We start from the raw sequence: 23,363 nt of genomic DNA on the forward strand, positions 1-23,363 counted from the left end.
ATAAATGTTAAAAACTATATATATTTATAACAAAGATTAAGCTTTGTACTATTCAATCTATAGTTTGTAACATTAGCACTTTGTAACGTTAGCAGCTTGAGGTCCTTTTTCGCCATCAACGATTTCGAATTCTACCTCTTGACCTTCTTCTAAAGTTTTGAATCCTTCTGAAACTATAGCTGAATAATGTACAAATACATCTTCACCATTATCTCTTGTTAAAAATCCAAAACCTTTTGTTGCGTTAAACCATTTAACCTTGCCTCTTTCCATTAAAAACATACCTCCTGTGCTTCACCTTGAAGCAGAATTATTTTGCAAATGCATACATCTATAAGTAAACATCCACCCTTACTCAGACTATCACATTTCTTGCACGCTGTCAATTATATTTAAAATTATGTCATATCTTATGTGCAATAAAATTTAACCTGTGACTATTAGTATTTGGTTCATCAAAAGTAAAAGCTTCGAATACTTCAATTTTTTTAAATCCAGCTTTGTATAATGCAGCTAGGATTTCGTCTGTACTATATACTCTTTGAGTGTGCACTTCATCAAATCTGTTGTATAAATTCCCTTCTTTAACAAAGAATGTTAAATAGAAATTTATAATGCTATTTTGATTTTCATATTCACTTTCCCATGTATAAAATACATCTTCATAATCATTAACAAAAATATTTTTTGCTATAATATTTTCAAGCTTATATTTTGAATTAATGTCAAAAATAAATATTCCATTATCATTTAAGTGACTATATACCCTATCAAATGTATTAATTAAATCTTGTTCCTTTGTTATGTAATTTATACTATCACAAATACTTAGAACCATATCAAAACTTTCATTAATTTTAAAATTTATCATATTTTGTTTTAAGATAGTAACGTTGTTAAATTTTCTTAATTTTTCATATGCTACAACTAACATCTCATCAGACAAATCAAAACACGTAACATTATAGTCATTATTACATAAAATTTCAGTAAAATTACCTGTCCCACATGCCATCTCCAAAATATTTCTAGGCTTTAAATCTTTTTTTTTAAATATTTGCTCTATATACTCATACCATTTATGATAATCAACATCATTCATTAACTCATCATACAATTGCGCCATACTACTGTATGAATTCATAATACCACCTCATGAAATATTATAAACTTATTATAACATAGTAATACAGCTTTTTATACAAAAACTTATTCATTATTGATTTTTTTTGCTTTTTCTAGTTTCATTTTTTTCTTTCTAACTGTAATTATACCACCTATTCTTCCAGTTTCTTTAGCAGTTAATCCACCCCAGCCTAATGTATTTACTTTATCCATTAGTCCTAATTCATCAGCTATTTCATATTTTAATCTATCTTCTAGTGTCTCTTCTTTCTTTTTTTTATTTTTTACCATTACGCATCTCTCCTTTTACATTAGTATGTCATTTTTGTTAAATATTTATACTTACAATAGAAAAATCTCGTTTTGAAATGAAATAAGTATTGATTTATTCTCAATAAAGTGTTAAACTATCTTTTGTTGTAATTCACTACTTTCCCATCCCCCTTTATACAACTTACACAACTTTGGACCTTTCCCCCAAATTGGTCCATATGCAGGATTAAATTGCGAGTTTGTATCAAAGATCGGATTGTAGTAAAAAAACAGTATCCTTCGATACTGTTTTTTTATTATTCATTAAATGTAAATTAATAATTGTTAGCTTTCCATTACTTGTGAAGAGTGTTTTTACAACATATATGAAATCACTACACTCATTCTATAAAAATATATTATAAACATTGGAACTAATACGATTTTTTCTTTAAAATTCATTTTTAAATCATAATGTAAATCTTTCTCTAAACTCATTTGATCAAGTTCATTATTTGAAAGTTTTTTCATTAACTTTATTGCGAGTGGAACCGTCAGTAAAACAACAACACCAATAAGTAGTATGAAAAATGCTAAAATTGTTTTATCAGATACAGCCACCGGCAGATTTTGATTTTGAGATTGATCACTAAACTTTTCTATCAAATATGATAAGAAAACTACAAAAGCATTATTTGTAATATGAGCTATTATTGAAGCAAAAATCGAATTGGTTTTATATACCATATATCCAAAAATGATACCTAAAAAAATAGGACCAACTAGATTTTGTATATTAAAGTGAAAAAATCCAAATAATACAGCTGATATAATTATGGATTTTTTTACTCCCACTCTTTTATAAGCACTCATTATAAATCCTCTAAACATAATTTCTTCACATATACCTGCTGATACAGCAACAATGATAAACCCTATTAATAGTTCTTTAACATTTTGAGGTGCTGGTAATTTCATTGGATTTACTTTTCCAAAAAAACTTAAAAGAAATAATAATATCGAGTTGAAAAATACTGCTAAAGGATAAAATAATATCGTTATTAAAGGTATTAATAAAACCTGTTTAAAACTTAATTTATTCAATCGTAATGTGCTTCTTATATCATATCCTCTAATTTTTAAATATATAAATACTGGTAAACATATAATTATTAATTCTGTAATTAACAAGCCACTATTTAGGTTCCTCTTTTGAACATACGCGCCTAATGTTAGAAACATAAAGCCTATAATTGTATAATATAAATTTGCCTCAAATATGTCAGGTTTCTTTCTTTCAATTTTATTTTCCATATTTACCCCTCTAATTTGTTTTTCGACTTTGATCACAGATTATTTAAAGTTATATGAATAATCAGAGATAATTATATTCTAACTGTATCCAGAAAATATTTCAAATATTATTTTCAGGTTCTCACAACGGAAGCCTATATTTAATATTATAATATAAAACCCAGATTATTCATGAAAAATTAAATACTATGCTGCATCCTTCTGTTTATAACAAGACGAAATTTGTCTCTCACCTCTATAGGTAGCGTATATCGATTATATTTAACAGAAGGTGCACAATCTTGCGTCTTGTTGAAACGGTGTGTTGCAATTACTACGTAATTGCTTTCGTTGTTATAAGATATCATTAAATTCTTGACATACCAACTCGGTATGCCTTCGAATTCACTGAAATCTTCTAATTCAGAAACTTACAGCATATTATCGGGAGTTATATGAATAATCAGGGTTAAACATTTAAATATTCACCTTATTCATCTAATTGTAGGGAGATGGTATTTTATGAGTTTATTTACAGGTTCTGGCGTAGCTATAGTAACTCCATTCAAAAATTCTAAAATCAACTATAACAAACTTGGAGAACTTATTGATATGCATATCAATAAAAAAACTGATGCTATAATAATATGTGGAACTACCGGTGAAGCTTCAACAATGACTAATGAAGAACAAATGAATGCTATAAAATTTGCTGTAGAAAAAACAAATAAAAGAATTCCTGTCATAGCTGGTACAGGAAGTAATAATACAAAGCATGCTATAGAAATGAGCCGTTATGCTGAATCTGTAGGCGTAGATGGTTTACTAGTAGTAACTCCTTACTATAACAAAACAACACAAAAAGGTCTCATAGCTCATTACACTGCTATTGCTGATGCTGTAAACATTCCTATCATTATATACAATGTTCCTGGAAGAACTGGTTTAAATATATTGCCGCAAACTATATTAGAATTATCTAAACATCCAAATATCAAAGGTGTAAAAGAAGCTAGTGGAAATATTGAACAAGTAGCTGAAATAGCTAGGTTATGTCCAAAAGATTTTTATATCTATTCCGGTAATGATGATATGATACTTCCATTATTAGCATTGGGTGGTAAAGGAGTAATATCTGTTATCGCAAATATATTGCCAAAAGAGACGCATAACATGGTAGAACTCTTTATGAATGGAAACATCAATGAAGCCATTGAAATACAACTTAATATGAAAGCTCTTATTAATGCATTGTTTATTGAAACTAATCCTATTCCTATAAAAACTGCTATGAATTTATTAAACATGGATGCCGGAAATCTAAGACTACCTTTAGTAGACATGACAGCTTCAAATCTGCATTTATTACAACAAGAGCTTATTAATTACGGTCTTCTTCCAAGGAGGTAATCTAAGTGATAAAAGTTGTTCTTAATGGCTATATGGGCAAAATGTGTCAAGTGCTGATTGATGAGATTAATAATACTGATGATATGATTATAACGGCAGGAATAGATACAAAAGTTTCAAATAAAGATGAGATTCGTGAGAATAGTATTCCTTTATACAGTAATCCTTATGATATTAAAGAAAAAGCTGACGTTATTATAGATTTTTCACATCCTAGTTGCGTTAAAGAGCTTGTAGCTTATGCTTTATACAAAAATATACCTCTTGTTATTGCAACAACTGGTTTAAGTATATCCTCAAAAAATATTATAGAAGAAGCATCTAAATCAATACCAATATTTATATCTGCAAATATGTCCATTGGTGTAAACTTATTATTGAAGCTTGTTAATGAATCTGCCAAATTACTAAATGAATCTTTTGATATTGAAATAATCGAAAAGCATCATAATAAAAAAGTAGACGCTCCAAGTGGAACAGCATATATGATTGCAGATAATATTAATAGAACATTAAACAATACTAAAAATTTAGTCTTTTTAAGGCATGGTAATCAAAGTAAACGCTCATCATGTGAAATAGGAATTCACTCAATTCGTTGTGGAACTATTGTAGGTGAACATAGTGTAATTTTTGCTGGAAATGATGAAATATTAGAGATTAGTCATAAAGCTCTTTCTAAAAAAATATTCGCTAATGGAGCTTTAAATGCTGCAAGATTTATAATCGGTAAAGCACCAAAAGTCTATAATATGAATAATATGATTTAATTCAATATGGGGATATCTCAAATTGAAATTCCTTTTGCCATATCCCCCAATCTTTAAAACACCATCTTTTTAACTACAACACCTTCTATTGAATTAAGCTTAGCCTCAAATCTATCGACCTCTTGATTCTTTTCTTCTATTACTTCTAACAATATCAAACCTTGCGGGCTACATAGATTATGTGCTTCATGTAAGCCTAACCTAGTGTTAATTATACATCCATACTCTGTGAATAAATTTTGAACTTTAGGTACATTTTCATTTCTATTGTCAATTTTTATACCCATTATAGTTTGAGTCATTTGTATCTCCTCCTGTACTATTCTATTGATTCATACTATTAATAGAATGTGAGAAATTGTATTTTTTTATTCAAATAAAGAGTATAAAAAACATTCCTTCAGTCAAATACAAACATGTCTTAAAACTAAAGCTATCTAAATTTATTTTTTAAGTAACACAATAATTATTTTCTCATATAATATAATAAAACCATTCTAAGGAGGTATTGGTATGGCTAAAGGATTACTTGACTTACTCTGTGATGATGATGGCAGTAGCTTACTGTTTTTCTTCCTATTATTGGTAGTGTTCTTCGGCAGATATTGTAATGACTACTAGAATTTAATACACTGATTTTAAAATTTACTTATTAGAATCTACTAATTAATAACTAAATGCTTTACATTATCATCATAATAAAGATTCTTGAATTTATCACTAAAACCCAGATTATTTATTGAATATCAAACCCGTTTATACTATTCAAAGCTATATTGATAATCAGGGTTAATTAAATCACAATACTTTTTCATCTTAAAAAACATAATAACTTTTACTGTAAACATAACGATTCAAAATTTCAACTTATTTGCTAAAAGGAGCTTTAAGCTCCTTGATTCTTTTATTACTAATTAAGTAATGTTAAATAAGAAAATTTTTTATATACTAACTGTACATATGAATTTATGTTTAGATAAACAACCCAAGTTTTTTTGTAAAAATGCTCTGTTATATAATAATTTGGATATATATATATGTTTATAATTAGTAAGATATTAATTTTTAATAAGACATACTATAGTCATGTTTATGATGTTAAAATAATATAGTAAAGGAGGTTTTGAGATGGAGAAAATAGTTAACGGTTTCAAGCCAAGTGGGGGCAAACATTGTATAACAACTGCGTTAAAACAAGTATTTGAATATTACAACTATCCACTTACAGAAGAGATGATTTTTGGAATTGGTTCAGGATTATCATTTGTATATGTTAATCTAAAAAAATCACCAATGGTATCAGGAAGAACCAAACCTTTTGAATTTGAAAAAAAACTTGGTGAAAGGCTTGATATTGAAATAAAGTGTAAATCAAGTAGTAAATATAAAACTGCTTTTGATAAAACACTAAAACTATTAGATGATAATAACCCAGTTTTAATATATGTAGATATGCCTTATCTTGATTATTTGAATTTGGGTGAAGATAATCATTTTGGTGGACACGCAGTAGTTATTTTTGGTTATGATAATGAGGCAGAAAAGTTTTATATAAGTGATAGAGATAACTCTGACAATACTATTAGAACACCCAATGGTTATATATCTAAAGACTATCATTTAGTTGATTATAAGAAAGTAGAAAAGGCTCGAAGTAGTAATCATAGACCTTTCCCTTCAAACAACAAATATCTTTCAATAAAATTTAATGGCTATGAAAAAATAACATCACCTATTATTTTTTCAGCAATAAAAGAAACTTGTGATAATATGTTAAATGCTCCAGCAAAATTATTAGGTCTAAATGGTATTGATAAATTTTCTAAGGAGATTCTAAAATGGAGCAAATTTGATAAAGAAAAATTGAAAACAGCAGGAATTACAAACTATTTTCAAATTAATGCTGATGGTGGTACAGGTGGTGGTATTTTCAGAAAGATGTATGGTAATTTTCTAATACAGGCAAGTGAAATAATTGGTAATGAAAAAATAAAGCAATTAGGTTCTTCATATATTGAAATTTCAAAACGCTGGGATGCGGTTGGAGATTTGATGTGGAAATTATCAGAAACAGGAGCAAATCAATTACTACAAGAAATGTCTGATATAATAAAAGAAATACATATTAAAGAAACTACTGTATTAACTAAATTACAAGAAATAATTAACTTGAAATAATATTATTAGGTAGATAATAAAATATATTGCACACAAAATAGGTAGTACTTTTAATTGGACCACCTATTTTGTATGCAAATCAACAATTAATTTAACAGAGCCAAAAAAAAGTAGATACAATTAGTATCTACCTTGTTTTATATCTATTATGGTGCGAGAGATGGGACTCGAACCCACACGCCAATTAGACACATGTCCCTCAAACATGCCTGTCTGCCAGTTCCAGCACCCTCGCAAATGAAGCTACCAATTAAGTATAGCCTCTATCTTTATTATTGTCAATAGCATTATTTTATATCTTGATATTTTTTTGGAATAAACCACTTATCAATATTATAATACAAATTGAACGTCTCTGGCTTGATATCTCCCATAATTTTATTATTTACAAGAATAGCCTTGTTCTTAAACAACAAACTAACATAAGGTAAATCTTCTGAAATTAGTTTTTGAATATTAATATAAGATTCTCTTTTAGTTTCCCTATCTTGAGCTAAGAAAGCCTGCATTAACAAATTATCCATTTCAATATGATTGTAACTAATAAAATTGGTTCCATTATCGATTTGGCTAGAATGTAACATAAATGACAAATCAGGTACTAGTGATAAATCCCATCCTAATAATACCATATCGAATTCACGCTTTGAAAGTTTATTATTTAACCTTTCCCATTGTGTCGCTATTTCTTGCTCTGATAAATTGTTCGAGCTATTATAATCTTTTATTACTTCAATCCCAATTTCTTTTAAATCATTTACAATTATATCTGCCATCTCAGTTCTTAATTGATTATAAGAATTCGTTAACAGTCTAATTTGAAGCTTTTTACCATTTGTATCTTCTAGTATACCATCATCATTTGTATCTTTAAAACCTGCTTTTTGCAAAATATCTCTTGCTTCATTAATATTATACTTCAACAAATTAGTATCTTTATCATATAGCCAAGAGTTTGGATTTATAGGTGTATCTGCAATTTTTGCATGCCTTAGAAAAACATTATCCACAATTACTTGTTTGTTTATAGCATAATCAATTGCTTTTCTAAGACTTTGACCTTTAACTCCTTGAAAAATTTCTTTATTAAAATTAAAACCAATAAATTCATATTTATTTGTAGTATATTCATATATATTAACTTTTTTATTTTCTAGGTATTTATCCCAATCAATACCTACTGCAAAAGCTAAATCAACTAAACCTGTCTCAAATGAACTTAGTGCTGTCTCCTCGCTATCAACTATTATTCCACTTATATTTTGAATGTATGGCTTACCTTTATACCATTTATCATTTGCTGAAAGTCCTACATATTTTAGTTTCTCATATTTATCAAACTTATAAGGACCTGTTCCAATAGGAGTTTTTATATAATTTTCGTTAAAAGCTTTGTCATAATCACTTCTATCTGCACTTTGCTTATTAGTAAATTGATGCATTGGTAATATTGGGAACATCAAAGCCTCTAAGGAATTAGAATAATTTCGATTTAATTTTATTTCTATAACATAATCATTGATAATATTTGCACTCATTATTTGCTTTATATCTGATGGCTTAGAGGGCTTAAACACATCTGTAAGTATTTCATTATATAAACCTTCTCTAGAACTATATCTCATAGCATCTAACGTAAATTTAACATCTTTTGCTGTAAACTTAACACCATCATGCCAATAAACATCATCTCTTAATGTTAATCTAATCAATCTACCCTCATTTTCAATTTGATAAGTCTTACATAATTGACCTTTTATATTGAAATCTTCATCAAATTCAAATAGTGCTTCATATATTAACTTATAAAAATGATATAAGCTTTTTTCTCTATTAATTAGTGGGTTAAATGTTTTTACATTTGATATTGGTACATTCATATTTCCACCGTATTCAGGTTCATAAGAAACTTCTACAGAACCTTGTTTATCTTCATTATTTTCTAAATCTACACCTTTTTCACACCCAAATAGAGCTAAACCTAATATCATTATTAAGATGGTTGCTAGTGTTTTTTTATATTTCATATTTTCCTCCTTCATGAGCAATCGAATTTATCATTTTGTTACTTATCATAAATAGTTTTATATCTCTTATTTTCTATATTCCAATATATATAACATCAAAATTGTAACAAAACTATTAATGAAAAATCTGTTTTTTAATTCTTTACATATTTAGAAGTTACTAATGTAGTATATCATTATTTTGCAATAATAGTCCACAACTAAAAATTTTTTTAAAAATATATGTTACTTATAATTAGTTATATAAAAATTTATATATTTTCAAATATATACTGATCCTTTTTACATAATTCTTAGTTTCTACAAAAGGTATATTCTCTATATTATCAATACTTATTTTTCCATCATTAATCCATTTATTAACGTTGCCGCTTCCCGCGTTATAAGCTGCTAATACCAAATCCATGTTGCCATCAAATTCAACACTAAGCTTATTAACAAACCAGCAACCTATAATAATATTGATATCTTCATCATACAATTTTTCATCACTATAATTTTTGATACCAATTTCTTTTGCAGCCCATCTTCCGGTCTTGGGCATAATTTGCATTAACCCAATAGCCCCCTTATGAGATTTTGCTCTCAGTAAGAAACTACTTTCAGCTCTAATAATAGAAGCAATTAACAACGGATCTACTTTATAAGTATTTGAATATGTATATATCTGTTTTTGATATTTCATAGGAAAAACTACTCTGCCTATTCTTTTAATGTTAACTAAACCAAAGACAATTAATATACATAATAGTATAGAAATAAATTTCAAATGCCTATAAGCCTTAGCCAAGAATCTACCTCCTTATACTTAATATTTCTCTAAGCTTATCATCAATTTGATGTTCTAATTCTTTTAAATCTCCTTTATTCTCAATTATAACATCAGCTTCTTTTCTTTTGTCTTCAATTGACATTTGCGAATTAATCCTTGAGATTGCTTCATCCTTACCTAAATTATCTCTTTTCAATATTCTATTAAGTTGAGTTTCTCTATCTGCATATACTAACCATATATGATCCATTATTATACCATTTGAATATAGTTTATCTTTTTCCTCTATTAATAAAGGAATATCTAAGAAAATTATATTATTTTGTTTTGAATTTAATTCTATTAAATGTTTAATTTCATTATACACATGAGGGTGTACAATATCATTTAATTTTTTTATCAGATCATTATTATTAAAAACAATTTCTCCCAATTTTCTTCTATCTATACTCTTATCATATGTTATTATATCAGCGCCAAAATAATCGATAACATCATCATATCCTGGTTTTCCAACTTCTAACGCTTCTCTAGCTATTATATCTGCATCTATAATAACATAACCTTTGTTTCTCAATATATTGCTCACTGTACTTTTACCAGTGCCTATACCACCCGTTATTCCTATTAAAGTTATCTCATTATTATTTTGTTTCATACCAACTTTCACCAACCTGCATATCTACTTTCAATGGCACACTTAAGTCTATTGCATTTTCCATGAGATTTTTTAACAATTCTTTTACTTCTTCTATTTCATTTTCATCAGCTTCTATAATTAATTCATCATGTACTTGTAGTATTAATCTTGATTTCAGTTTTCTTTTCTTTAATTCAAAATACACGTTTACCATAGCAATTTTTATAATATCAGCTGCACTTCCTTGAATAGGTGTATTCATTGCTAACCTTTCTCCAGAAGACCTAACAATAAAATTCTTTGCCTGCAATTCTGGTAGGTACCTTCTTCGATTTAAAATTGTTGTAACAAATCCATCTTCTTTACCTATATATATAATATCCTTCATATATTTAGCTACCAATTTGTAATTTTCAAGGTAATTATCTATATAAACCTTAGCTTCCTTTTTAGCAATATTTAAATCTCTTGAAAGACCAAAGTCACTTATACCGTATATAATACCAAAATTAACAGCTTTTGCTCTACTTCTCATTAATGAAGTAACTTCTTCTTTTGGAACATTAAATACCTCAGATGCTGTTTTTGTATGAATATCCTCATCATTATCAAAAGCTTCTATAAGTTTTTCATCTCCAGAAATATGTGCTAATACTCTAAGTTCAATCTGTGAATAATCTGCATCTACAAGCTTTTCATTTTCATCACAAACAAAAACCTTTCTAATCTTTCTACCTTCAGCTGTTCTTATCGGTATATTTTGAAGGTTTGGTTCTGTACTGCTAATTCTACCAGTTGTTGTGATTGTCTGTTTAAAGCTTGAATGTATCCTATGTGTTTTAGGATCTATTAAAGGTATAAAACCATCTACATAAGTATTTTTAAGCTTTACAAGCTTTCTATATTCCAATATTTTTTCAATAATTTCATTTTCACCTTTTAATTTATCTAAAACCTCAGCATTAGTTGAATACCCTGTTTTAGTTTTCTTTATTACAGGAAGCTCTAATTTTTCAAATAATACTACACCTAATTGTTTTGGTGAATTGATATTAAATTTCTCACCTGAAATATCATATATTTCTTCAGTTAATTGATTTATTCTAGATTGAAATTCATCTCCTAGCTCTTTCAAAGCATCTATATCTACTTTAAATCCAACATGCTCCATATTTGCTAAAACTTCTATTAATGGCATTTCAATATTTTCAAACAAATCAATCATATTGAGTTCCTTTAATTTTTCTCTTAAAACTTTTTCTAGTTTATTAATAATAGAAATTTTGTTACTAAAATATGAGCACAATTCATCTTTAGACAAATCTAAATAGTTTTTCTTATTTTTACCCTTTCCCAAAAGTTCTTCATCATCTTTTATATCCACTTCTAAATATTCATCTGCTAATGTTTTAAGTGAATAGGATTTTTGAGATGGGTCAATTAAATACTGAGCTATGATAGTGTCAAATTCTAATCCTTTAATATCTATATCGTATCTAAATAACACTAATAAGTCATTTTTTAAATTATGTCCTATCTTACTTATAGTTTTATCTTCAAAAACAGGTTTTAGCTTAGCAATAACCTCGTCAAAGTCTATATCATCAAAAGGTATATAATAAGATGATTTATTATCTAAACCTATAGTGATAGCTATTATTTTACCATTTAAATAGTTACTGTCATTAACAACAAATTTAAATAAAAAGCTCTTTGTATCCTTTATTTCATCAATAATATTGTCTACAATATCTATTGACTCAACTAGTTTAAATTCAGTCTTGAATGTCCTATTTTCTAAGTCAACATTAGGTATTCTTTTCAACAAGGATTTAAACTTTAGTTTTTTATATAAATCATATAAACAATCTGTATCTGGTTGTTCAATTTTAAGATTTTCAATATCTGTTTCAATAGGTACATTGGTTATAATTTGTGCTAGTCTTCTACTCATGAAAGCTTGCAGTTTATTTTCCTTTAGGTTTTGTTTTAATTTTTTAGCTTTAATATTATCAATATTCTCATATATTTCTTCTATGGTATTATACTCTTTCAAAAGCTTTATGCCTGTTTTCTCTCCAACACCTGGAACACCAGGTATATTGTCAGATTGATCACCCATTAGACCTTTTAGATCTATAAACTGCACAGGTGTTAAGCCATATCTATCAAGCATGGCATTTGTATCATAAATTTCAACAGTACTTACACCTTTTTTGGTAAGAAGAACCTTAATGTTATCAGTTGCTAACTGTAGTAAATCTTTATCTCCAGATACAACCAGTACTTCAAAGCCTTGCTCATCATAACGCCTTGATAATGTACCAATAATATCATCAGCTTCAAAACCATCCATCTCAACAAAAGTAATGCCTAAGCAATCAAGCACTTCTCTTATAAGAGAAAATTGCTGTCCTAATTCATCAGGAGTTTTTTTTCTACCAGCTTTATAATCTGCATATTCTTTATGTCTAAAAGTAGGTGCTTTTCTATCAAATGCAACACACATGTAAGTAGGATCGTAATCATCTATTATTTTATAATACATGGTCAAAAAGCCATAAACACCATTTGTATATATTCCATCTTTCGTAGATAAAAGTGGTAACGCATAGTAAGCTCTATGTAATAAACTATTTCCGTCTATTAAAACCATTTTTTTATTTGGCATTATTATCAACTCCTCAGATACTTACTTATTTAAACCCAGATTATTCATAAAAAAAACACATAATTCAAAGTTATATGAATGATAGGGTTAAATATGTTTTATAACATCATATATCTAGTATATATCAACATTACATAAATTAAAATAGTTATGTTTAAGTTGTAATATAAAATTGCTGAAAAGTTTAAATTTCTTTTATTTATCTAGTCTATCTTTCCTAATTTATTTTTATATTTTTACAAACTAAAAAACGGCTATTGCCGTTTTTTAATATTTATATTCAATGTTTACGTTAGCCCTTATTTCTAATTCTCCAGATGATATTGATGTTTCAATACTTTCAAATTTCTTCATAGAATTGGCTCTATAAGAATCATTCGCATCTATCATAGTATAGCCGCCATATGAATTTTCTGATATTTTAGATGGCTTTTTAAGCACTACTCCAATAGATTCAGCTAATACATTAGCTTTACCCTTAGCATTGTCCATAGCTATTTTTAATGCCTGTAAGTAATATTCATCTTGTTTAGTTGTACCAAATCTGATATTTCTAATTAAATTAGCTCCATTTTCTGATACAGCATCTATTACTTTACCAACGTTGTTTATATTGTTTATTGTAACTTGAACAACATTTTCAACTCTATAGCCTGTTGTTTCACTTTTATGAGTTTTTTCATTATAATATCTTAATGTCCTAATATCATAACTTATAGTTTTTATATCATTTTCTTTTATTCCTTGTTCCTTAAGAGACTTTACAACTTCAGCCATTTTTTTTGCATTTTCTTCTTGAGCTTTTTGACTAACTTTATTTTCGCATTCAACACCTAAATTAATATATGCAACATCAGGCTTGATTTTTACAATACCTTCTCCATTTACGTACAAAGTACCCATATCATCAGTATTTACATCAGCCTCTGCTAAAGATGTATTGTTCAATGCCCCTGTTGTACCTAAAGTAAATCCACATAATAACGTAAAACACAATACTGCAACAATAATCGAACGTTTCATATTTGTCCTCCTTTTTTATATAATTTAGTTAATTGCAAAACTCTACACTATGTATAAATTCAATGTTTACATGCTATGAAGTAACTCAGTTTCCCCCATAAAGTAATTGTAAAAAATACCAATATAGTTACTAGGGAACCATCTCATGTTTCTTTGAAAGCGTGACTTCAAGAGTTCGTTTCTTCATCGCTCCTAAGTAGAGAACCAAAATCCACGATTTTGAGTGAATCACTTACTGCTAGGAACGCAGTAAGTAGTGAGTTTCTTATTTACTTCAAAACGGGCTCTTGCCCAGCCGTCAAAGATTATGAGATGGGTCCCCTCGCCCAAAACTTATGAGCTAAAATTAATGTTATTTACACATTATATTTAAATTTTAGTTTTGCAACTACCTAATATAATTCAACCAAAAATTTATTTTCTAAACTTCTTATAAATTAAATATATAATTAATATTAATATCATAATCACAATAATAGTTGGCAAGTTACTAATAACTACTATTATAATATTCTGTAAAGCAACTATTATCTTATTAATATTTTGAACAAAACCTCTCTTAGCCTTTGACCACATATTGTCATTTTCAGGCTTTATATATTCATCACTATATTGTCTCTGTTCAATATTAATATATATAGTTGATAAATCAACCAAATCATCCCAATTTTTAAGCCTTCCTATTTTTTGATTTATCTCTGTACGAATCCTTTTTAATTCATCCTCTATCTTAAGAATATCTTCAACTTTTTCAGCCTTTTTCAAAACTTCTCTTAATCTTTCTTCTTGAATCTTTAAATTCTTTACTTCACTATCTACATCCATATAACTACCCGTTATATCATTTGTAGCAGACTCACTACCATTAATTTGACCTAATGTCTTAATATATGTTAAAGTATGACGAAATTGATCGCTTGGTATTCTTATAACCATATCACCATATTTCGTCTTTCCTCTGCTAGTAGTTCTGATTTGTTCATTACTACTTTCTATAAATCCACCGCTTTTTTCAACATATATTACTATATCACTAGTAGTTTTATCAAAATTATCAACCTCTAAAGATAAATTTGCATTTTCTATTACTTTTCTTCTTTTTTCTAGCCCATATTTTTCTTGTATGCTATCATTTGTAGCAACACTATTTGGACTGATTTCAAACTTTTTAGTATTAGGAGCTATGCTCTTTGGAGCCTCGTCAGCAGCTTGATTCGCATTACTATCCATTGTACCATATTCATAACTGCTCTTATTTTCCGCTTCATCATATTGTTTCATATCAGACGATGATAACAAAGAAACTGATGTAACAATAACTAATAGACCTGCTGCAATCGCTGAATATTTTTTCCAATTTATTCTTTTCTTCTTTACATTATTCCTTTGACATTCTTCTAATTTTTCTCTTAAAGTAGCCTTATAATTTGATGGTAATTCTTCTTGCTCACAATCTCTAGCAAACTCAAGAATTTGTACCATTTGCTTATAATCATTCTTACATTTATCACAACTATTTAGATGTTGCTCAAATTCCTTTTTTTGCATATCATTTAGTTGGTTATCTATATAAAGAGATATTTTCTCATTAAATTCATTACAATTCATCTTTCATCCCTCCTTTCAAATAATTAGACGAATCTTTCAATATTTTGTTCCGTATCATTTATAATTATTTTTTTCAAAGCACTTCTTGCTCTACTTATTCTGGATTTGACGGTACCTTGTGAACATCCTATTATTTGTGAAATCTCTTCATAACTAAAACCTTGTATATCTCTTAATACTATAACAACTTTATGCGTTTCACTTAATTCATTTATACTCCTATGAACTAATTCTTTAGTTAATTTTTTCTCCATCAGTTGTTCTGGGTTATTTGTTGTATCAGGAATTTCTGTATGTATTTCTCCATTTTGTGTCTCAACCGTGCTATCTATAGAATATACCTTCTTTTTCTTTTTTAAATGATCTATACATGTATTTACTACAATTCTATACAACCATGTTGAAAAAGAAGATTTGAAATTAAATTTATCAATTGACTTAAATACTTTAATAAAAGCTTCTTGCGATATATCCATTGCATCTTCTCTATTTTTAAGCATTTTTAAAGCTATGTTGTAAGCAATTTTTTCATAACTACTAATTAATGTTTCAAAAGCATCTATATCTCCCTTTTGACATTTCTTTATTAGTTTTTCTTCATTATTTACCATCTATTTTCACCCCTTTCATTTAAATACAAACTATATCCTTTTTAATTAGACTTGAATTTGAATTAAAAAGTTCCAAGTTTTAAAAATTAATTTTAGTTTTTCCCATATTAATTATTATAAATTCGTAGTTTGGAAATTTTCGATATGATTTTTTCGATAAGCGATTTGAAAATCATTTTTTTTATGAATCGATTACTCAGTTCTTTCCATGATTAACCGATTCACATCAAATCTAAATTTGAGTTCTCAGCTAAAAAAAAAGCTCCCTTTAAAGAAGCTATTCCATCAATAATATTTATTTCCTTCTTTTTAAAAACAATTTCATCTTATAGTCATTCCATTCAATATCAAAGAAACACTTAACATGACTCAACGCTATATATTCAACATCATTTTCTTTATATAAGTATTTATCCTTATCCTTTACTAAAAGCGATAAGTAATAAATATAGTTGTTATCACTAGTATTTTCTAGAAATAAATGCAGAGGAATATAAAATTCATTATTAATTATACGTCCTTCATATGACATGTCATCAAATATTATTTCAGGGTAAATATTTATATTTACAGTCTTATTGTATGTAGATACATCAACAGTACAATTTGTAATTTCAGATAACTCTGTTAAATCTACATAAGGTTGATTATCATATAAAATATAACTTATATCCTCATCTTTATCAAACAGATTAACTGTATCATCTTTAAAATTATAGTTAAGGTCAAATATCTTATTTAATCTATATAATGGAGCTTTAGGCTCAGTTGTAAGATTAATGACATTCGAAAACAGCTTCTTATTTATCTTTAACAAATTGCTGTCTAAACATATATTTTTTTCAGTATCATTTATAACTAGAGACCCCTTTAATACACTATGTAAATCTTTAATTTTAATATATTTAATATCATTTGTTATTATCTGTCCAACTTTGCTACCCAACAATTTTGCATAATCTGTTTTTTCCAAGCTATATATATCAATATTAAAGAATTTTTCAATATCTGCTTTCTTCACATAATATTCTTGATCCTTTTCGATTATATCTTTTGAAATATACTTTTTATTAATAAACAAACACCAACTGTCACTAAATACTGTCTCATGTTTTTTTAACTTATCTAATAGTTGCTCTAACCTTTCTTTTTCAATTTTCGAATAAATTTTGAGATTTTTAAGCTTCTCAATAATCAATTCATCATAATTTTTAATATTTTTATAATAATCCCTCTGTGCTTTTATTATAGGATTATCACCATTTATGTCATAGCTGATATCAATTGGATCATAAAATACTTTCACAGGAGTACCAACAGATGAAGCACTATATATCTCCTGCACATCTCTTTCATGCATTCTTATACACCCACCAGATGCATATGTTCCAATAGAATCTGGATCGTTATTACCATGAATACCATAATGATACTTAAAACTAATCCATCTACTACCTAGAGGATTTTCTTCACTTCCTCCTTTAATATCTAATTTTTTATAATATGGATTTACAGCTTTATTTATAACATTATATTCACCTAAAGGAGTAGGTGTAGCAGATTTGCCAACAGCAATAGGATATTCTTTCAAATTATCACCCTCCTTCAAAATTAAAATCCTTTGTGCAATATTAACGATTATTTCCCTGGCAAAATTATTATCAAAGCCATATGTAGGCTTTATTGTATCGAAAATAAGAACTAAACAAAAAAATATAATAACAAAATACTTTTTACGACCCATCATACACCTCCAAAATACTATACCTACTAATTTTATTTTTATAAACTACATTTTATGATTGTTTTTTAATTATTTTGGATTTGTTGTTAATAGATGTATGACAAATAATGAATATCCGTCTATTTCATGGAAAGAAGAAATAATGAAAATGAAATTTTAGGAATTGTGACTCACTGTAAAGTGGTTGTTAGATATGCAAGGATAATCTGTATGTCTGTTAGTAATTGTATTAGTTAGAATTTTACGGGTCTGATTGATAAACAAGAAAAGTAATAAAGCTAAAATACTTATTGTTATATTATATTTAAAACTACAGCTTGTTAGAACACGTATAATCAAATGAAATAACTTAACATATCAGATATACATTAATCGTAATTTGAAATTTTTTATTTTTTTAATATAAACCACTTGACTAATAGCTCATCTATGTGCTATTATATTACTTGTCACTGATGAGCCGAAGTGGTGGAATTGGCAGACGCGCTGGACTCAAAATCCAGTGTAGGCGACTACGTGTGGGTTCGAGTCCCACCTTCGGCACCAAATTAAAAACTTGTAATTATTAAACCATTGATTAATGGTTTTATGATTACAAGTTTTTTTATTATGATGTAACTATAATATGAGCTACTAAAATTAACGCACTACTATATATTGGTTTTATAGAGTGTTTATATAGCTAGTATGCTTATATTTGTAAAAGACTAGTTACTAGTTTTTCTATGTAGATAGGGAAGCTGAAATAAATATTTCCCAATAATATAGTTCACCGTAAAACAACATCATTTGACATATGTTAGGTGTAGAGCGGTAATCCTATCAAATGAGGAGAGACAATCGAGCGTGTTTACTCAATTCTCTCATATGGATATACATTTTTAAAATTTCTATGTAAATATGAACCAACAGAAGGGGCATTTAATAGACCTTCGTACTCAAATTGTGGAACTCCTTTATAAATATATAGTGTTCCATTTAAAAACCTAACATATGCTATTTGATTTGTTTCGTCATAACCTACACTGTCTACATTAGAAGAACTAACTGGTATCATTTCTACATTATTCATTGCTTATTTCCTCCTTTAATTTTTGATTTCTCCAAAGAAATAATAGTTTATTATAATCATCAATCTTAGCATTTTTCTCTTGCATCCATTTTTCAGAAACTTTTGGATCTGAACTTTTAGGGGCATTTGAAAGTTTATAAAACTGAACTCTTGAAGGAATTTTTACACCTTCGCCTGATATAATTCCTTCTCCAGTTCTTAGACTTGGTAATAAATCTATCATTGTTTGAAGCTCATCTTGAATTGCTGCACGAATATGTCCTCTGTCTTTTGAATTATTCATTCTTAATGCTATTATTGTACCACATTGACTTAATACTGTTTCATCTAATTCTGATGGTCTTTGTGTTACTAAAGCTAGTCCTACTCCATATTTTCTACCTTCTTTAGCAATAGATTGTACTGCTCTTGATGATATAGATTTATCTCCATCTCGTAAATAATTGTGGGCTTCTTCTAAAACGATTAATAAAGGTTGTTCTTTCCCACCTATTGAAAGGTTTTGACCCCAAAATAATGTGTCATAAATAATTTTCAATAGTGTTCCTGATATAGAAGTCATTATTTCACTTGGGATACCAGATAAATCAAGGATTGTAATGGATTTATCACTACCTAACCATTCAAATAATAAATTGCTTAAATCTTTTTTTACTTTACCATCTAAATCTGGTAAAAACTCGCCTGGCTTAAATAAAAAATTATATGTTGAATCTTTGAGTTTTAATCTAATACTATCAAGAAAATTAAGTAATCCCTTTGCTTTATTATTTAAATATGGTTTGCCTCCTCCAGCACTTGCAGGTTCATATTCATTAGATATTAACTTTTCTGGATCTCCTTGGACTATTTTTTTAGTTATAGTTTGGGGCTTTCCTCTTTCATTATAAGTCTGTCTTTCAAAATCTTCTAAATCAAACCATAATTTCTTTAAACTAAAAGGAAGTGGTGTATCTGCTGTAACTAGTTCTTTTTCAATCTTAATATTACTATTTTTTTCAATAGCTTTTAACTTTGCTTCAACAATTTTTCTTCTAAAATACTCTTGATTTTGGTCAGACAAATTACCTGAGAAAATACTCATCAATTCATTAAATGGCAATGCCCAAAATGGAATATACAATTCTTTTTCATTATTTGAAGTATTTGCTCTAATTCTGTATACATTACTTTTATCTTTTAATACACTATTATATTCACCATGAGGATCAATAACAAGAATTCTTGAACTTTTAAAATCTTTATTTGCAATTGCATTTAAAATAACACCCACCGAATTTGATTTACCACTACCTGTTGAACCAAGAATTGCACAGTGTCTTGAAACCAATTTATTAAGATCAATTTTTGCATTTAAGCTCTCTGATATGCTCATATTGCCTACTTCTATTGAATTATTATCATCATATCCACCATAAATAGCTTCTAAATCTTTTATTGTTACTAAATGAACTTTATCTCCAGTTGTAGGAAATTGTGAGACCCCTCGCTCAAATTTTTTACCTATTTGTTCACCTACAAACACCATATTTATCCACTGTCTATTATTTGCTTTTGAAAAATCTTGAGCAATTATTTCCTTAATATTTTCTGGTATAGCTGCTGCACCAACTTGTGTTACAACTCCATAAAGATTTACATATCCAAGTGATACTTTTAAAAATGATCCTATTTGTCCAATACGATACACTATCCCATCTATAACAGGCATATTTGATTTTATATTATCAGATAATTGAACTGTAATCATGTTACCGCTTACACTAACAATTTCGCCTATTTCAGTCTGTATATTTTTCATTTGTCTTGACCTCCAACTCGATGATTTTGCATAATCATTGATTGAAGGAATTTTACAAATTTTAAAAAGTCAGGTAATGTTAATTCTCCTTCCCCAGTCCAAATCTCTTCTCCATTTCTCTCTTCATTTTTAGGATCATCTAAATTAGTCGGTCCATCTTCATCAAAGTACAAATTAACATTTATTGTATCTTTTTCATCTGGTTCTCTTTTTAATTTCCATTTACCATATTTACATCCAATTACAGCATTTCGGCAACCTAAAACTGAAATTTTACTATTTGTTTTAGCCAATTTTGCTAAATGTAAATCTTCTACTAACCCATAATCCTTTTTATCTCCATTCCAAATAATATCATAAAATAAGACATACACATGAGCTGATGTATTTGATTTTAATGCAGTTAAAATTCGTTCATTAATATGTAAATCTCCAAAAGAATATCCACAAACTATAAGAATTGTATCTGGTTGTTTAAGAAAGTTTGTTAGCCTGTCCATCAATGCTATATAAGGCTGTTTTTTTGAATCCGCATACTTTAGGGTAGATGGATAAATTAAAATATCATCACAACTTGAATCTTTTCGAAATACTCTTTCTAAATTTTTTTCTTCATCAAACTTCAAATGCCAACCTAAAGACCCATGTATTTTCCATAACTTTGTTTGCTTTGGTATATAACATAAATCATCGACTGACTCAGGATAAAAGAAAGGTTCATAACTTCCTGAAAATCCATCATAATATGGAATACTTTTTTCTTCCATACCCAATTCAAACAAGTAGTCATAATTAGTAGTAAAAATCTCAACACCATATTTTCTATCTGCTTTACCAATCCATTCAGCAAAATCAAGGTGTATCAATTGCTCAAGTTTTTTTTCTTTTATTATCCTTTTATGAACACATACTATTTTTTTTATTTCATCTTTAATTATCTTTATTAAAGATTCAAATTCACTTTTTTTAAGTCCATTTAAAGTACCATTACCAATAATATGATATTTTTCTTGAACATTAGACAAAAGAGTTTCAACATTATATTTATCTTTTCCTATTTCTTCTTTTATTTCCTTAATAGCAGAACTATATTTTTCATCTTTACAAATCTCATTTTCTATCATTTCTGTCATTTTTCCTATAGCTGGAATATTTAAAGAATCTTTATTCTTCTTTGCTAAAGAAGTCCCAGCACCAAACAAAAACGCAATTTTCTTTTTGTCTGATACTAATAATTGCTGTAAACCTCTTATATACTCCGATGGATCATGTGTAAATTTATTCATTATTATAATCTCCTCAATAAATTTTAATTTTCAATAATCAATAACCTAATTATAAACATAAATAGTATCTTATATTTATATGCCGCTACATTAATTATACATCTTAATTAACAGACATCATTTTTTATCTTATCTAATTGGTTAATAAATTCTTTGGTAGTATGCTCATACATTTTTTGTTCCCCTTGGCAAGATGTGTCGTATACCGAAACATACCTAAAAAATTATTTTTATTTATCCTAATATTATCTTTTAACATTCCAAACTTTTTTTTAAGACCCCACCTACTTTTTGTATCATTTAACTTTGCATTATTGACATTAGATACATACATCAACCTACATCTACATCATTATATTTCTATATTTATCTTTCAAATCCTTTTATTTTATATACTACTTTATACTAATCATTCAAAAAAACAGGCTCTTCTTCACTATTTGTTAATAATAAATACGCATTTTATCTTCTTCATTTTGAGTTCATGTAACCTTTTACTATTTTAACTTTAATAATATGATAGATTTCTCTATAGCATATAAAGGTTTGCAAAGCATTATTAATCAGCAAAGTTACTCCCAATCATGACCTCAAACAACAGCTATCAAAAATATACCAACCAACAGATTTACTAGGGCTCAATCTGAGGTTTCTTTGTAGGTGACTTTTAAGAAGTAATTTTTTCAACGCTTTTATTCAATGAAAAAAATTGCTTCTTTACAGGAACAGCAAAGATTCTCAGATTCGTGCCCCTCACCATTTGGTAATGAATAATCATCATGTAATAACTTCATACTCACAAAGGCTTACCCTAAAGAACTTAAACCATTAATTCCTTTAGAAGCTACATGACATTTTTTGACCACGACATTGATGCCCATATTTTTTCATCTTTATACAATCAGAAAAATATAGGCATCTCCGAGTTAAAAAAATGTCTTGTATGCTTCAACACAAAAACATTGAGTCACACTTCCATCAAAGATTTACCGTAGCTATTTTAACTCTTTTCTAACTCTTGTTGTAAAATAAAATTTTCATATACTAGGAGACATTGAGAGTATTTTTCAAAGGAACATT

General features: G+C 27.8%; 19 protein-coding genes and 2 tRNA genes. 4 read left to right on the forward strand and 17 right to left on the reverse strand.

Annotation, left to right across the window (positions count from 1 at the left end; all coding sequences use genetic code 11):
* Positions 1–72: 72 nt before the first annotated feature.
* The 4 genes from AYC61_RS15260 to AYC61_RS15275 form a co-directional block, all read right to left on the reverse strand.
* Positions 73–273: a cold-shock protein gene (locus tag AYC61_RS15260; protein WP_066504297.1), complete on the reverse strand. Its 201-nt coding sequence runs from the start codon at positions 271–273 to the stop codon at positions 73–75.
* Positions 274–403: 130 nt separating this feature from the next.
* The gene (locus AYC61_RS15265; RefSeq protein ID WP_066504306.1) at positions 404–1,144 is read right to left on the reverse strand and encodes a class I SAM-dependent DNA methyltransferase; all 741 of its coding nucleotides are present in this window, start codon (positions 1,142–1,144) and stop codon (positions 404–406) included.
* A gap of 65 nt (positions 1,145–1,209) precedes the next feature.
* Positions 1,210–1,416 (reverse strand): alpha/beta-type small acid-soluble spore protein, encoded by a 207-nt coding sequence (locus tag AYC61_RS15270; RefSeq protein WP_066504307.1) that lies wholly within the window; start codon positions 1,414–1,416, stop codon positions 1,210–1,212.
* A 336-nt stretch (positions 1,417–1,752) separates the two neighbouring features.
* Positions 1,753–2,691 carry a type II CAAX endopeptidase family protein gene (locus tag AYC61_RS15275; RefSeq protein ID WP_066504312.1) on the reverse strand — a complete coding sequence of 313 codons (939 nt, stop codon included), beginning with the start codon at positions 2,689–2,691 and terminating at the stop codon, positions 1,753–1,755.
* A 501-nt stretch (positions 2,692–3,192) separates the two neighbouring features.
* Between AYC61_RS15275 and dapA the strand changes: the two genes are divergently transcribed.
* Together dapA and dapB are read left to right on the forward strand one after the other, a co-directional pair.
* Positions 3,193–4,080: a 4-hydroxy-tetrahydrodipicolinate synthase gene (dapA, locus tag AYC61_RS15280; protein ID WP_066504314.1), complete on the forward strand. Its 888-nt coding sequence runs from the start codon at positions 3,193–3,195 to the stop codon at positions 4,078–4,080.
* Between the two features lie 5 nt (positions 4,081–4,085).
* Positions 4,086–4,850 carry a 4-hydroxy-tetrahydrodipicolinate reductase gene (gene dapB, locus AYC61_RS15285; protein WP_066504317.1) on the forward strand — a complete coding sequence of 255 codons (765 nt, stop codon included), beginning with the start codon at positions 4,086–4,088 and terminating at the stop codon, positions 4,848–4,850.
* Between the two features lie 53 nt (positions 4,851–4,903).
* On the opposite strand, the gene AYC61_RS15290 is transcribed toward dapB, so the two are convergent.
* Positions 4,904–5,152, reverse strand: coding sequence for a CPF_0552 family protein (locus AYC61_RS15290; protein WP_066504319.1), 249 nt, complete (start codon positions 5,150–5,152; stop codon positions 4,904–4,906).
* An 826-nt stretch (positions 5,153–5,978) separates the two neighbouring features.
* On the opposite strand from AYC61_RS15290, the gene AYC61_RS15295 reads away from it, so the two are divergent.
* On the forward strand, positions 5,979–7,028 hold the full coding sequence (locus tag AYC61_RS15295) for a BtrH N-terminal domain-containing protein (protein ID WP_066504320.1): 1,050 nt from the start codon (positions 5,979–5,981) through the stop codon (positions 7,026–7,028).
* Between the two features lie 149 nt (positions 7,029–7,177).
* Here the strand turns inward: AYC61_RS15295 and AYC61_RS15300 are convergent.
* From AYC61_RS15300 to AYC61_RS15340, 9 genes are all read right to left on the reverse strand, one after another.
* A tRNA-Leu gene (locus AYC61_RS15300) sits at positions 7,178–7,263 on the reverse strand.
* Between the two features lie 52 nt (positions 7,264–7,315).
* Complete coding sequence (locus AYC61_RS15305; protein ID WP_066504322.1) at positions 7,316–9,055, reverse strand: ABC transporter substrate-binding protein; 1,740 nt, start codon at positions 9,053–9,055, stop codon at positions 7,316–7,318.
* Positions 9,056–9,290: 235 nt separating this feature from the next.
* The gene (locus AYC61_RS15310; protein ID WP_082759993.1) at positions 9,291–9,845 is read right to left on the reverse strand and encodes a lytic transglycosylase domain-containing protein; all 555 of its coding nucleotides are present in this window, start codon (positions 9,843–9,845) and stop codon (positions 9,291–9,293) included.
* Between the two features lie 4 nt (positions 9,846–9,849).
* Positions 9,850–10,485 (reverse strand): dephospho-CoA kinase, encoded by a 636-nt coding sequence (gene coaE, locus AYC61_RS15315; protein ID WP_066504324.1) that lies wholly within the window; start codon positions 10,483–10,485, stop codon positions 9,850–9,852.
* Positions 10,472–13,138 carry a DNA polymerase I gene (polA, locus tag AYC61_RS15320; protein ID WP_066504331.1) on the reverse strand — a complete coding sequence of 889 codons (2,667 nt, stop codon included), beginning with the start codon at positions 13,136–13,138 and terminating at the stop codon, positions 10,472–10,474. The genes coaE and polA overlap by 14 nt, the downstream gene beginning before the upstream one ends.
* Before the next feature lie 267 nt (positions 13,139–13,405).
* A complete protein-coding gene (locus tag AYC61_RS15325) occupies positions 13,406–14,161 on the reverse strand; it encodes an SIMPL domain-containing protein (protein WP_066504334.1) in 756 nt (251 codons plus the stop codon).
* A gap of 414 nt (positions 14,162–14,575) precedes the next feature.
* Positions 14,576–15,769 (reverse strand): DUF4349 domain-containing protein, encoded by a 1,194-nt coding sequence (locus tag AYC61_RS15330; protein WP_066504340.1) that lies wholly within the window; start codon positions 15,767–15,769, stop codon positions 14,576–14,578.
* A 23-nt stretch (positions 15,770–15,792) separates the two neighbouring features.
* Positions 15,793–16,380 carry an RNA polymerase sigma factor gene (locus AYC61_RS15335; protein WP_066504342.1) on the reverse strand — a complete coding sequence of 196 codons (588 nt, stop codon included), beginning with the start codon at positions 16,378–16,380 and terminating at the stop codon, positions 15,793–15,795.
* Positions 16,381–16,675: 295 nt separating this feature from the next.
* The gene (locus tag AYC61_RS15340; RefSeq protein ID WP_066504344.1) at positions 16,676–18,124 is read right to left on the reverse strand and encodes a L,D-transpeptidase; all 1,449 of its coding nucleotides are present in this window, start codon (positions 18,122–18,124) and stop codon (positions 16,676–16,678) included.
* A 459-nt stretch (positions 18,125–18,583) separates the two neighbouring features.
* Here AYC61_RS15340 and AYC61_RS15345 point away from each other — a divergent pair.
* Positions 18,584–18,670 (forward strand) — tRNA-Leu (locus AYC61_RS15345).
* Between the two features lie 304 nt (positions 18,671–18,974).
* Here the strand turns inward: AYC61_RS15345 and AYC61_RS15350 are convergent.
* The 3 genes from AYC61_RS15350 to AYC61_RS15360 are packed head-to-tail and all read right to left on the reverse strand — an operon-like array spanning position 18,975 to position 22,283.
* The gene (locus AYC61_RS15350; RefSeq protein ID WP_066504353.1) at positions 18,975–19,196 is read right to left on the reverse strand and encodes a KTSC domain-containing protein; all 222 of its coding nucleotides are present in this window, start codon (positions 19,194–19,196) and stop codon (positions 18,975–18,977) included.
* A complete protein-coding gene (locus tag AYC61_RS15355; RefSeq protein WP_066504355.1) occupies positions 19,189–20,997 on the reverse strand; it encodes an ATP-binding protein in 1,809 nt (602 codons plus the stop codon). Before AYC61_RS15355 ends, AYC61_RS15350 begins: the two co-directional genes overlap by 8 nt.
* Positions 20,994–22,283 (reverse strand): SIR2 family protein, encoded by a 1,290-nt coding sequence (locus AYC61_RS15360; RefSeq protein ID WP_242866813.1) that lies wholly within the window; start codon positions 22,281–22,283, stop codon positions 20,994–20,996. Before AYC61_RS15360 ends, AYC61_RS15355 begins: the two co-directional genes overlap by 4 nt.
* Positions 22,284–23,363: the final 1,080 nt, after the last annotated feature.

Origin of the sequence: Abyssisolibacter fermentans, assembly GCF_001559865.1 — a bacterium.
GTDB classification, from domain to species: Bacteria; Bacillota; Clostridia; order Tissierellales; family MCWD3; genus Abyssisolibacter; species Abyssisolibacter fermentans.